Below are 13,309 nucleotides of genomic sequence, written 5' to 3'. Positions count from 1 at the left end.
GATTTATCTCGGCGGCCGTTTTTTATGTAGTATTAGAATTAAATAACCTTTACAATGAAATAGCTTTTCTTACCCTTTTGCAGCAATAAGAATTTGCCGTCAATAAGATCAGTATCATTCGCTGTAAAAGTATCATTTACTTTTTGCTTGTTGATAGAGATTGCATTCCCTTTGATTTCTCTCTGTGCCTCACTCTTGGACTTCAGGAATCCGGATTTTTCAGAAAGAAGCTCAACAATGTTTACTCCCAATACATCCGCTTTTGCTACTTCCTTTTGTGGAACTCCGTCAAAAACTTCAAGGAAAGTTTCCTCATCAAGGCTTACCAAATCTTCAGCAGTAGAGCGTCCAAAAAGAATTTCAGAAGCTTTAAGCGCTTTTTCATATTCCTCTCTTCCATGTACCCAAACTGTTACTTCTTCTGCTAATCTTTTTTGAAGTTTTCTTTCATGGGCAGCTGTTTTGTGCTCTTCGACTAAAGCCTCAATTTCCTCTTTTCCAAGGAAAGTATAGAATTTAATGAATCTTTCAGCATCTTCATCGGTAGCATTCAGCCAGAACTGGTAAAATTTGTATGGAGAAGTTTTCTTTTTATCCAACCAATAGTTTTCTCCGCTCTCAGATTTTCCGAATTTGGAACCATCAGCTTTTGTAATCAAAGGAACCGTTAATGCAAAGGCTTCACCCTGAGCTTTTCTACGGATCAGTTCTGTTCCTGTAGTGATATTTCCCCACTGGTCAGAACCTCCCATCTGAAGTTTCACATTATTGTTTTGGTATAGGTGAAGGAAATCATACCCCTGAATAAGCTGATAAGTAAACTCTGTAAAACTCATTCCGTCTGCACCTCCGTCTCCTGAAAATCTTTTCTTTACAGAGTCTTTAGCCATCATGTAATTTACAGTGATATTCTTCCCAACATTTTTAGCAAAATCAAGGAAAGAAATATTCTTCATCCAGTCGTAGTTGTTTACAAGCTCAGCTTTATTAGGCCCGTTTCCTGCGAAATCCAGAAATCTTGAAAGCTGGTTTTTCAGACAGTCTACATAATGTAAAAGAGTTTCTTCATCCAAAAGGTTTCTCTCGGCAGATTTTCCGGATGGATCACCGATCATTCCTGTAGCTCCTCCTACCAACGCGATCGGTTTGTGGCCATGCTGCTGGAAGTGAGCTAAAATTTTAATCTGAATAAGACTTCCGATATGTAAAGAATCGGCAGTGGGATCAAAACCAATATATGCAGTGGTTACCTCTTTATTCAGCTGTTCATCGGTTCCAGGCATCATATCAGCAAACAGACCACGCCATTTCAGTTCTTCTATAAAGGAATTCATTGATTTTTTTCTTTAAAATTTTAAGTTGCAAAGATAATAAATTCAAAAGTATAAATTCAAAAGCCAGGGAAGGTAAAATGGCAAAATATCTCAAACAGGAGATAAAATTAATACTTTTCCTGATTGGCCATTTACTTGCAAAGCAAAATTAACGAATGAGAGCCTATGCGCTTTGCATTTCCCCCCCAAATACTCTATATTTGTTATTAATGAACGACGAACAGCTATTCCTGCTTATTCAAAAGGCCAAAGATAAAGACCAAAAGGCCCAGACTAAACTCATCAATATTTTTTGGGTGGATGTTTTCTCTTTTGTAATGAAAAAAGTAAAAGATGAAAATGATGCTGACGAAATTACTGTGAATGTTTTTTCCAAAGTATTATCGAAATTGGATATGTTTGATCCGCATTTTCAGTTTAAAACCTGGATTCTCACCATTGCTCAAAACACAGTTATAGACTTTTGGAGAAAGAAGAGCCGTGAAAACGAAGATGCCGTTGAAAATCTTGATGAGGTAAAAAATCAATATGCAAAATCTCCGGAAGAACTTCTGATTTCTGAAGAAGAGCAGAAGAAAATCATTAAAACCATAGAATCTCTGGATGCCAATTATCAAGACATTATCAAGCTTAGGTTTTTTGAAGAAAAAAGTATCAAGGAAATTGCCGAAGAACTGGGAATTTCTGTTGCCAATACCAAAGTTCGCGTGATGCGTGCTAAAAAGGTTCTTGCAGAGTTGCTAAAGAATAATGAGTTTGATGATCATTAAGATTATTGTTGGAAAACTCTAAGACCTGATTTTTTGCCACAAATGCACGAATAATTTTATTTACAAATAAATTCTGTGTGCCTATGTGGTTAAAATTAAAGTGGTTTTTTAAACCACATAGTCATATAAAAGAAGGTCATTCGTACATTTGTGGCAATTAATATGTATTCATAATTTTATCGTAGATCAAATCTTTGCGCCTTAATAATGGCTTGGAAAAACAAAACTCACGTCTTTGTGTTTGCCAACAGACATAGTATCAGTTCATATAAAGATTTCCTGTCTGGTCTTAGGAAGTATAATTTTTATACTTTTATCATTTCTGTTCTGAAGATTAATTTTTATTCCTTTTTTTACATACTTTTCAGTTTCATTTTTACCGTTTTCTGGATCTTTAGTATTTTCAACTGTTTTTGTGTAGATAATTTGTCCCGTTGATAAATTAAAATCAATGGTCTTCCAGAATTCGAAAACCCTACCGGATTCGGAAAGGTTTCCAATTAATTCAAAATGCCTGTTCTGAAACCTGTATTTATCTGTATCTGCCCACCTCCAGCTGCTTCCACCATAATGCTTGATGATCAAAATTCCGTTTTTTATGGTTGTATTCACATAAGGATCGCCCATTACGCCACCATCCTTACTTCCTAAGATGGCGTTTCTTGATTTTTCCAAAATGGTCCATTTATTACCGATTTTCTTTAAAATTTGAATTTCACGGGCATTCCCGGACTCCTCATTAATGGGAATATCATAAACGATTACTTTCTCCGGAATCCTGTCTCCATCCAGATCACCATCAATGGTCTCATTAATTACTGACCCTTTTGGCTGGAATTCTTTTTGAGCAAAACAAGAGATGCCCAAAACAAGGAACAGAAAGCAGAATATAGTCTTCATAAGAAATATTGAATTTTAAAAATACAAATTATATGTTTCATCAATGTCTGTCTTTGATTGTTTCGATAAAAAAATCACTAACTTTGAACCTCAATTTGAGAAATAAATGGAAAATTTAGTTCAAGACACTACCGTTCAAAAACCAAAGTGGATTCGTGTAAAACTTCCTACCGGAAAGAACTACAGGGAATTGAGAACCTTGGTTGATAAATATAAATTAAATACCATTTGCCAAAGCGGAAGCTGCCCGAATATGGGGGAGTGCTGGGGAGAAGGTACGGCAACATTCATGATTTTAGGAAATATCTGTACAAGAAGCTGTGGATTCTGTGGCGTAAAAACAGGAAAACCGCTTGATGTAAACTGGGATGAACCTGAAAAAGTAGCCCGTTCGATCAAATTAATGAAGATCAAACATGCCGTTCTTACTTCTGTAGACCGCGATGACCTGAAAGATATGGGATCTATTCTTTGGGGAGAAACCGTAAATGCTGTAAGAAGAATCTCTCCGGGAACTACAATGGAAACATTAATTCCGGATTTTCAGGGAATCACTAAACATATCGACCGATTGGTAGATGTTGCCCCTGAAGTAATCTCTCATAACATGGAAACTGTAAAACGTTTGACCAGAGAAGTGAGAATTCAGGCAAAATATGAAAGAAGCCTTGAGGTTTTAAGATATTTAAAAGAAGCAGGACAAAGAAGAACCAAAACCGGTGTAATGCTTGGTCTGGGTGAAACTAAAGATGAAGTTTTCCAGACGATTGAAGATATCAGAAATGCCAATGTAGATGTTATCACTCTTGGACAATATTTACAGCCAACAAAAAAACATCTTCCTGTAAAGAGATTCATTACTCCTGAGGAATTTGATGAATTGGGTGACTTTGCAAGAAGCCTTGGTTTCAGACATGTTGAAAGTTCTCCTCTTGTAAGAAGTTCTTACCACGCAGAAAAACATATTCATTAAAATACAGACCGCTCAGCAATGGGCGGTTATTTTTTTGTACTGGTGGAAGATGAGAGATGGTGAGAGAATAGACGAATAGATAATAGATGAGAAGATAATAGGGAAGAGTTGTCAACGATCTTAACAAGCATCCATGACGGATAGCTGTCATCATTCACATCCTTTAGAGGGGGGCAAGAATTCAAAGAATTTTTGACGGGGTGGTTTATCGTAATATCATATCCAAACTATACCCAATCATCTGTGAAAATCTGTGCGATCTGTGGTAAAAATATATAAAATTTAAATCTGCATTATCTGCCAGATCATCAAAACGATTTATTACAGGAAGATTCCCGATTAATTACTCCAATCCTTCCATTGATCTCAATAGGCTTAAAATGTTTTTTCTTAAATTCTGACGGAGTTTCTCCCGTATGCTGCTTGAACAGCTTATTAAAATAAGAAAGACTTTCAAAACCCACCTGAAAGCAAACTTCTGTCACTGAAGAATCTTTTAACAGATAAATTTTAGCCTGATTGATCCTGTAATTATTAACAAAATCTGTAAACGTCATATTGGTTTGCTTTTTAAAGTAGCGGCAAAAAGCAGGAGTACTCAAGCTGACAATCTGGGCAATTTCATTTACATTGGGTTTCTTATCATGGTTTTCATGAATATAATCGTAGATGGTTCCCATTCTGATCTTATCATTCAGGAACCATTTGACTCTGGTATCTTCTTTATTAATTTCACTTACTTCGGTAGAGTTAGACAGGATCTGTAAGATTTCGATTAACCCAATCAACGATTCAAATGAGTTTTTATCTTTGATAATCTGAAGCTTTTTTACCACAAGGCTTTTTGTTTTTCCGGAAAAGGATAACCCAAGATGGGAACGTTCCAAAAGATTTTTAATAGAATCAAACTCAGGAACAGGTAAAATGATATCCTGAAGAAAATTTTCACGCATCTGCAGTACCATTTGCTTGCATTCAGTCTGTATACCGTAATCGAAATTAAGATGAGGTACATTGGCTCCTATCAGCAGTAATTCACTGTTGGTAAAGCCTGAAATATTTTTTCCGACATGCCGGATTCCGTTTGAAGCTTCTACATATACCAATTCTATTTCAGGATGGTAATGCCAGAAAAAACAATTCTTTAGGGAAGGGGAAAATAGCTTGAACGATTTCCCTTTTTCAAACTCTATAATTTCTTTCTGGATCTTCATTTTGTTCTCATTTGATTGTTTGTAGAGTTAAATTTAAATAAAAAGGTTAATATGGAGCAAATTTTTATCATTCAAAGAGGTGTGAAATCCAATCTTTCTTTCGAATTTTGCACTTTCAAAATAAAGATGGGTTACCATTTGCATTTCAAAAGATTAATTGAGAAAAGAATTTACAATGAAGATTGATAAAAGAATAATACCGCTGGCGATAGGCGGACTGGGAATAGGAACCACAGAATTTACCGTTATGGGGCTATTACCGGACATTGCAAAAACATTAGAGATTACGATCCCGCAAGCCGGGCACCTGATTTCCGCCTATGCAATGGGGGTTGTAATCGGAGCACCGATTCTGATCGGATATTCGGTGAAATTTCCTCCTAAAAAGGTGCTGATCGCATTCATGATCCTTTTTACTTTATTTAACGGGCTTTCTGCCATTGCTCCCAATTACGGGACCATGTTGATTATCCGATTTATGTCTGGACTTCCTCATGGGGCATTCTTTGGAGTAGGGACTGTGGTGGCTGCTAAAATGGCAGGGAAAGGTAAAGAAGCATTCTATATCTCTATGATGTTTACCGGGCTTACTGTAGCTAACCTGGTCATGGTTCCTTTGGTAACGTATATTGGGCATACTTTCCATTGGAGGCTTTATTTTGCTATCGTAGCTTTAATTGGTGTTTTTGCCCTCCTGTTTTTAAAATTATGGCTTCCTGCAACGGAGGCTAATCAAAATACCCATTTTCTGGAGGAACTGAAGTTTCTGAAAAAGAAGCAGGCATGGTTGGTATTGGCAATTACAGCAATCGGGTTTGGTGGACTTTTTACGTGGTTAAGCTATATTACTCCTTTAATGACAGTGATTTCCGGAGTTCAAAGCAGTCAGATGGCTTATGTAATGGTTCTTGCAGGAGCGGGGATGGTAGTTGGTAACCTGGCAGGAGGTATTATTTCAGATAAACTAGGTCCGGAAAAAACGTGTGCATTGCTGATCTTTCTGATGATGATTTCTCTGGTAGGCGTATTTTTGCTTTCCGAGCATCAGAATATAGCTTTTATCCTGACGTTTATGTGTGGGGCATTATCAATGTCAATCGCTGCACCCATTAATATTATGATGATGAAGGCTGCCCCGAAAAGTGAAATGATGGCAGCAGCTTTTATGCAGGCAGGGTTTAATATTGCAAATGCAATGGGAGCTTTCTTTGGCGGAATTCCTTTGGAATATGGATTACCTTTCAACTATCCGTCATTGGTAGGGGTGGGGATGACTTTTATCGGGTTTGTAATCAGTGTAAGATATATGTATCTGTATGGTTCACAAACTGTGAATAAAGATGAACCCGTTACAGAATGTGTTTCCTGTGATAAATAGATTTTTTACAAAAATTATTTGTTTTCAATTTTGTAAGAAAAGATAATCCTGAAGATATATATTTACAGAAATACAGAATATAAAAATCGGCATAATCTCCTGAACATGCGAGACAAAAAATAATAAAGCATAAAAAAAGCTGTCCCAAAGTCAGAAAATTGACTTTAGCGACAGCTTTTTTTAAATTAATACATTTATTCTTTCAGGCTAGAATTTAAATACGCAGCTGCAAACGCTCATTTTGCCTTCTACAACTGTTGTCCATTGTCCGTTCCATGTTCCTCCGTAGGATGCACAGATGGAAGGGCATATAGCTTTAGCATCTTCGTCGCTCCAGATCGGACCGGCTAAAACATTTAAAGTATATTCTGTACTGCCGGTTGGCTCAGTATTTAATTCAACTTCTATAACGCTCATTTGTCCTTCTACAATGGTAGTCCATTGTCCAGTAAATTTTCCTAAATGTGCCGCAGCAATACGTGGTCCTAATTTTTGTGCTTCGTCATTACTCCAAAGTGGTCCTGCAATAATGTTGGTTTTGAATGTTGACATGGTATAAATTTTTGTGGGTTAGTATTACAAATATACTCACCAATTTGGGAAATAATTACAGTATAATGTACCAAATTTATTATTAGGTATTTTTACGTATACTGTTGATATTGATTTAGATGTAATAGAAAAGACTGCCTTTTAAGACAGTCTTTTTATCATTTTTTATAAGATTGATTAAACCTCAACTTCATTGCCATTTTTGCACCAATAGAGTGCGTTGTATAAATTTTCTTTTGGGAAGGATTTAAATTCTCCAGGCATCAGAACACTGAATATATCAGTAAAATTCTGTACCCCTTCTTTGTCTGTAACGATGGCTGTACGATTCCATTTTGCAAGGTTTTTTATTCCCAGCAGGAGGTCTTCGAGCCATGCACCCATGGTAAAGTTATCCAGATCGGTATCCAGGTACAGTAAGTAATTCAGCTCACCAAATTGATCTACTTTCTCTTTTACACGCGGAATTACCAATTTTTCAAAATCTTCTTTCGTCACTTCTCCCGTTGCATTGAATGCCGCAACATTATCCGGAGCTTCTGGAATAATTGTTATCATAGTAAATATTTTATGGTGGTTGGAACTTAATAAAGTAACAATAACTACACCATAAATTCATCGAAAATTGTTAAAATAGACATAAATATTGTTATTTTTAATGTAAAATATTAATATGGATCTTAAATCAAATGAACCTTTCTGGCTTTTAAAAAATGGTCTGATCACCACTTATCCTTCTTTAAAATCAGACGAAAAATGTGATGTTGTAATTATTGGTGGGGGAATTACAGGAAGTCTTATCGCTCATCAGATGGTGAAAGATGGCTATGAAACTATTCTTATTGATAAGCGTGAGCTTTGTAACGGAAGTACCTCGGCTACCACTTCAATGCTGCAGTATGAAATAGATATCCCTCTTTATAAGTTAAAAGAAAAAATAGGGAAAAAAGGGGCAGTTGCAAGTTATAAAGCATGCTCGGAATCTATTGATACCATTGAAAAGCTTGCTGCAAAGATACGGTCCAACGCAGGTTTCAAACGGAAAAAATCACTATACTTTGCTGCGAAAAAGAAAGATACTGAATGGTTGAAAAAAGAATATGAAGCCAGAAAAGAAGCCGGATTTGATGTTAAATGGTTAAATTCAGATCAGATATTAAAAGCATTTGAATTTGAAAATACTTATGGCGGGATCCTGTCAAAGCAGGGAGCTAGTATTGATGCCTTTCAGTTTGCCCATGAATTATTTAAACATAATGTAAAGAAAGGCTTAAAGGTTTTTGATAAAACTGAAATGGTAGAGGTGGAGTATCATAAAGGTTTTAATATCATTAAAGTAGATACAGGTTTTCAGATCAGGACGAAGAAAATAATCTATTGCATTGGCTATGAGAGCAAAAATCTGCTGAAAGAAAACTTCGTTGATCTGAAAAGTACTTATGCTGTTGTTTCGGAAGTAGATAAGAATAAGTTTAAAAATAGTACGAGTACATTAGTCTGGAATACCGATGATCCTTATCTGTATATGCGAAGTACCGATGACGGAAGAATGCTCATAGGTGGTGGAGATGAAGATTTCTACGGTGCTGAAAAACGGGACGCTTTATTGGAGACAAAAGAAAAAGAAATTTTAAAAAATTTAAAGAAAATAAAACCTGATTATCATTTTTACCCTGATTTTGTATGGGCAGGAACTTTTGGGGAAACAAAAGACGGGCTTCCTTATATCGGAGAACATAAAAATTTCAGAAATTCTTATTTTGTATTGGGTTTCGGTGGAAACGGAATTACCTTTTCAGTGGTGGGAATGGAAATGGTTTCTGCGTTTATGAAGAATAAAAAGCATCCCTTGTCCGGATATTTTAAGTTCGGAAGATAGAACAACATTATTTAGCCATGGCTTACAGCAATTAAATATTGAGTTTAATACGAAAGTACACTTAAGCAGAAAGTCAAAAACCTTCAAAACTTAAGTGTACTTCATTTCCGGAAGGGCATTACTTAAAAATACTTAAGTGCTGACCCTTCTTACGGTTATCATCTCTACAGGCTATATCCATTCTTTTTAGCCAGTTCCTGTATAGAACTTTCAATGGCTTTTCCAAGATCATCAGAATCATCAGTTCCTCTTTTTTTCATTTCACTGTCAATGTAGGTCTGGCGTTTTTTAGAAAGATCTTCAATTTCTCGCTGAACTTTCTCACGTTCTGCTGATTTTGTAGCAACAGCTTTTTTAATTTCTTCTTTGCTTTTTCCTTTCAGCTCGTCAGGAAGCTCACTTTCTTTTATATTTGAAATAAACCCGGCATCTTTTTCAGCTTTATCTATGAGGTCCCAGTGTTCGTTTTTGTAAGCATTCTTTTTAGACTTGGAAACGGTTCGTTCCACCAGGTTGGAAACCGATTGTACTTCAGCATTTTTATCCTGGGTAATCTGTTTCTGTTTATATTCTGAGCCATGGTTTCCATAGTAAATATAAGTGTCATTCAATTTAGCATTGTACTCGGAAATTCTGATATCATAAGGTGTTTCAATATAAATCACTTTTTTATCACTGTCAATATTGAAGTATTTGCCACCACCTGTTGTTGCTCCGTTCTGCCAGAAGCTCTGGATTCCTTCTTCACGGCTTCCACAGAAAATGGTATTGGTATAGATATTTTTATTTTTTGCTTTTGAGACCACTTCCTTATAGTCAATCCTTCCCTGGTTGAATGGTTCATTTCCTGCAATATAAATCAGTTTCATACTTTTTTCATTACCATCCCAGTTCAGATTGGCAGAAGCATCCCTGATCACAGCTCCACAATATTCACTTCCGCCGTTGGTTCTTAAAGCAAATAATTTTTCAGATACGAGGTCGAGATCCTGGGTAAGAGGAGTGACCTGTCGGATGTAGTTTTCATCGCGGATGCCATCATTTCCATATTCATAAAGAGCAATCTCCACTTGTGGCGACTGGCCGTTGTATTTTAATGTAGTCAGTGTATTGACAATATTCCAGAGTCTTGATTTTGCCTGGTCAATCAGTCCATCCATACTGTTGGACGTATCCAGTAAAAGGGCTACCTGGATTTTATTATCTTTTGATACCGTATTTACAGGAATTGCGGAAGCATTTCGTACTGTTAAGGTACTGTTTTCCGAATCATTTTTTGAGCAGCGGATGGCTGGAGAGGTACCGGCACTTAAGAAGGTTGCTGCGATTGCTAAGATTTTTAAAGCTGTCATATTGTTATTTTTTATTGGTTATCTGCTGTAATATTGAATCTGCATATCTTTTGGATATTTAACCTCATAAGAGAAACTGATCTTTTCAGAGCCTCCGGATCTTATATTTTTGTTCCAGAGAATACTTCCGGTTTTTTCATCAAGGCTTCCATCACCGGTTTCTATTGTCTTGACAGAAATTTTAGAATTTTCACTGATAGGAAGCTGATCCAGCACTTCCAGTTCAATACTTTCTTTGGTATTATTTCTGATGCTGATCTGGTAAGTTTCAGTTTCCCATTTATTTGAGTTCATTGGTTTTTGAGAGGCCTTATCTTCCAGTTTAATTCTTTTTACCGTAATTCTTTCATCCACTCCAAGAGAAATAGGGAACTCATCTTTTACATAATTGCTGGTCATATTAGTTTTCCCGATATAATTATCTTCAAAATAGATGTTGGCTTCCCCATTAATCAGGTTGAGGTTTTGCCAGTTCTTTACAAAAGCCATCAGGAATACCTGGTTATTTACCTTTGGAACTGTATGGTATTTGTAAGTGGCATCTATTTGTTTTTTATCCAGAATGACGTACTGTTCCTTTTCCTGGCTTAAAATAGTCTGATTATAATTCAGTTCATAGATCACATTCATCTGGTTATCGGAAACAGAAGCAATTGGAATCTGACTTGGTTTTGCAGAAATTTCCTTTCTCATCTGATAAGCATTTGTGAGAACCGCTTTATCTTTAAGACTATAATCAGCAACTTCCTGCATTGGATTATGAGCAGTATATTCAGCAACATAAAGTGGGGAAAGGATAGGCCTATCCTGATTATAAGAGGGTCTGTAGGTAGATACAAACAGTTTTACATTTTTCCAGTCCTGTCCTGTCTTCTGATAGATCTTTCCTTTGTAAACCATTTCAAGAGGTTTCTTTACAGACTCAGCACGAAGGTCATAAGAAGGAATCCAGCCTGCATCAGAAACAATATAACTTACTCCCAGATTTAGGCTGGTATCATTATCAGCAAGAACTTCAAGCAAAAGTTCTTTTCTATTTGTGTTTTTATGCGTTTGTTCCTCATCAGATTGTTTATTGAGCTTTGCAATACTTTCATCCAAAACGGTTTTCTGTTCATTTAATAAAAAGACCTGATTATCAATTTCCAGCATTCGTTTTCTGTAAAATTCAGTAAGTTTGATGAGCTGTTCCTGCGGAGTTGATTTATCATTCGCAGATACTTTCAGATTGTCATTGATGATATTCTGTTCTCCGGTAAGATTTTTAACCTGAATATTCAATAAGCTGACCTGTCTCTGAAGCTTTTTTCTTTCATCATCCAGTTTTTTTTCATTATCGGAAAGCTGATCGTCTTTCAGGAAATTACTTTGAGGAGTGATGGATAGTAGCGTAGTGTTTTTTTCGAGATTAATTTTATAGGTATTTTCATCCAGATTATTAGGAAGGTTAACAATTCGGATCATATTTTTTCCTTTCTGAAGATTGATATTGGTACTCCCGAAGACTTTTGCTCCCTGAAGAAAAACAGTAGCCTGTTTTACCTCTATTTCTTTTTTTATTTCCTGTGCCTTAAGGAAAGCCACTGAAAACAGGGTGATTAAAAGATAGCGTTTCATCGTTTATTATTTTAAATTATGAAGTAAAATTACCTGTATCTAAGCCTGAAATTTTGGATACTTGGTAAAAGGAGGTTTTCACTTGGTGAGTAGAATGAATAAGCTTAAAAATATCTTACTCCCAAAAAACTATGTGAAATCTATGGGGTTCGAAAAAAATTAAATCCAATAGATTTTACATAGGCATACAAACTATTTGGAATTATTTTATTTGTGAATTCGTGGCAGATTTAATTTGTACTTAAAAGTTTTTATAACTGTCTTTTCCGTTTTGTTTTTTTTACCCATCCACAAAATAATTCGTGAATTCATGGCTAAAAAAAGGCTGCCATAATTTTGGCAGCCTCTTTTAAATCTGTTATTCTAAAGGATTTCGTATCTCGTTTTGATACTGTATTTCAGTTTGATGTTTTCGATGTTGTCAAAGGAGAAATCTACCGGAGCATCTGCCATTTCAAGCTGTACATTGCTCATTCTGCTTTTGTAGGCAGCAGGCATTACCATGTCACTGGTGTAATCTTCAATTTCAATGATTTCAAGAACGCTGCCTGTTTTTTTGCCCATGCTTTCCAACAGATAATCTGCTTTTTCTTTAGCTGCTTTTAAGGCGTTGATCTTTACTGCTTTTCTGAAGTCTGCCATTTTCGTGTTTTTTACTTCTGAGATGTTCAGGCTGCTTACCCATTTCTGGTTCAGGTCTTCAAAGATCTTGCTGATATTCGATTTTGCACTTGCTTTAAACTGATAGTTCTTGGAGAACTTTCCATTTTTTGCATAGATGTTCTGGTACATTGATTTAAACTTGATATCCTCGTTCTTTACTCCTGCATTCTTTAAGATATCAAACATCTTCTTTTCATTATCTGCCAGATCGTTTTTGTTATCTGCTTTTATCCCGATGCTAAAGATGATTTCATCCGGTTCTACTTCCATTTCGGCGACTCCTGTTACTTCGATCGCGTTTTTCTTTACTTCCTGAGCGTTTACAAAACTTCCCAGCGTTAAAATTCCGATTAATAAAAAATGTTTCAATTTCATAATTTTCTGTTTTTACTTTTAAATTCTGATGTAAAATTAGCCAGATCTAAAGGTGAAAATCGGAAGACTTGGTGAATGGGAGTTTTCACTTGGTGAGCTGTGCAATCAAAACTTCTGTGTACTTCTTATGCATTATGCTTTTATTTTAAAATTCCTTAAGTGTTTAAATCTTTTGTGACTTTTCTGGTTCAGTATTCTTAAGAAGCACATGAAATTTTATTTTACCACAGAATACACAGATTTTCACAGATGTTTAAGTATATTTTTTGTGTGATATGAAATTGTGTTATTTGTGGAAAGCA

Annotated in this window: 12 protein-coding genes; 4 read left to right on the top strand and 8 right to left on the bottom strand. The window is 35.8% G+C overall.

Features of this window, described 5'->3' with window-relative positions; translation table 11 throughout:
- Positions 1 to 38: 38 nt before the first annotated feature.
- Positions 39 to 1,334, bottom strand: coding sequence for a tyrosine--tRNA ligase (gene tyrS / locus WH267_RS22410; protein ID WP_115971799.1), 1,296 nt, complete (start codon positions 1,332 to 1,334; stop codon positions 39 to 41).
- A 209-nt stretch (positions 1,335 to 1,543) separates the two neighbouring features.
- On the opposite strand from tyrS, the gene WH267_RS22405 reads away from it, so the two are divergent.
- Complete coding sequence (locus WH267_RS22405; protein WP_115971798.1) at positions 1,544 to 2,104, top strand: RNA polymerase sigma factor; 561 nt, start codon at positions 1,544 to 1,546, stop codon at positions 2,102 to 2,104.
- A gap of 264 nt (positions 2,105 to 2,368) precedes the next feature.
- On the opposite strand, the gene WH267_RS22400 is transcribed toward WH267_RS22405, so the two are convergent.
- Positions 2,369 to 3,004, bottom strand: a complete 636-nt coding sequence (locus WH267_RS22400; RefSeq protein WP_340011108.1) for a hypothetical protein — start codon at positions 3,002 to 3,004, stop codon at positions 2,369 to 2,371.
- A 106-nt stretch (positions 3,005 to 3,110) separates the two neighbouring features.
- On the opposite strand from WH267_RS22400, the gene lipA reads away from it, so the two are divergent.
- Positions 3,111 to 3,977 (top strand): lipoyl synthase, encoded by an 867-nt coding sequence (gene lipA, locus WH267_RS22395; RefSeq protein WP_115973014.1) that lies wholly within the window; start codon positions 3,111 to 3,113, stop codon positions 3,975 to 3,977.
- 308 nt (positions 3,978 to 4,285) lie between these two features.
- Here lipA and WH267_RS22390 read toward each other — a convergent pair whose 3' ends face one another.
- Positions 4,286 to 5,191, bottom strand: a complete 906-nt coding sequence (locus tag WH267_RS22390; protein WP_340011106.1) for an AraC family transcriptional regulator — start codon at positions 5,189 to 5,191, stop codon at positions 4,286 to 4,288.
- 175 nt (positions 5,192 to 5,366) lie between these two features.
- Here WH267_RS22390 and WH267_RS22385 point away from each other — a divergent pair, with 175 nt between their 5' ends.
- Positions 5,367 to 6,569: an MFS transporter gene (locus WH267_RS22385; protein WP_185148484.1), complete on the top strand. Its 1,203-nt coding sequence runs from the start codon at positions 5,367 to 5,369 to the stop codon at positions 6,567 to 6,569.
- Positions 6,570 to 6,776: 207 nt separating this feature from the next.
- Here the strand turns inward: WH267_RS22385 and WH267_RS22380 are convergent, their stop codons facing one another.
- Together WH267_RS22380 and WH267_RS22375 are read right to left on the bottom strand one after the other, a co-directional pair.
- Positions 6,777 to 7,121, bottom strand: coding sequence for a mannan-binding lectin (locus WH267_RS22380; protein WP_115973016.1), 345 nt, complete (start codon positions 7,119 to 7,121; stop codon positions 6,777 to 6,779).
- A 177-nt stretch (positions 7,122 to 7,298) separates the two neighbouring features.
- Positions 7,299 to 7,679 (bottom strand): SpoIIAA family protein, encoded by a 381-nt coding sequence (locus tag WH267_RS22375; RefSeq protein WP_340011101.1) that lies wholly within the window; start codon positions 7,677 to 7,679, stop codon positions 7,299 to 7,301.
- A 115-nt stretch (positions 7,680 to 7,794) separates the two neighbouring features.
- On the opposite strand from WH267_RS22375, the gene WH267_RS22370 reads away from it, so the two are divergent.
- Entirely contained in the window at positions 7,795 to 9,000 is a 1,206-nt protein-coding gene (locus WH267_RS22370) for an NAD(P)/FAD-dependent oxidoreductase (RefSeq protein WP_340011099.1), read from the top strand.
- A 164-nt stretch (positions 9,001 to 9,164) separates the two neighbouring features.
- On the opposite strand, the gene WH267_RS22365 is transcribed toward WH267_RS22370, so the two are convergent.
- From WH267_RS22365 to WH267_RS22355, 3 genes are all read right to left on the bottom strand, one after another.
- Positions 9,165 to 10,352 carry a VWA domain-containing protein gene (locus tag WH267_RS22365; protein WP_115973019.1) on the bottom strand — a complete coding sequence of 396 codons (1,188 nt, stop codon included), beginning with the start codon at positions 10,350 to 10,352 and terminating at the stop codon, positions 9,165 to 9,167.
- Positions 10,353 to 10,370: 18 nt separating this feature from the next.
- On the bottom strand, positions 10,371 to 11,969 hold the full coding sequence (locus WH267_RS22360; protein WP_340011096.1) for a DUF4139 domain-containing protein: 1,599 nt from the start codon (positions 11,967 to 11,969) through the stop codon (positions 10,371 to 10,373).
- Between the two features lie 363 nt (positions 11,970 to 12,332).
- Entirely contained in the window at positions 12,333 to 13,007 is a 675-nt protein-coding gene (locus WH267_RS22355; protein ID WP_340011094.1) for an SIMPL domain-containing protein, read from the bottom strand.
- Positions 13,008 to 13,309: the final 302 nt, after the last annotated feature.

This window comes from Chryseobacterium sp. MYb328 (assembly GCF_037572595.1).
Classification (GTDB): Bacteria; Bacteroidota; Bacteroidia; order Flavobacteriales; family Weeksellaceae; genus Chryseobacterium; species Chryseobacterium pennae.
This window is presented reverse-complemented; position numbering and strand designations above follow the sequence as displayed.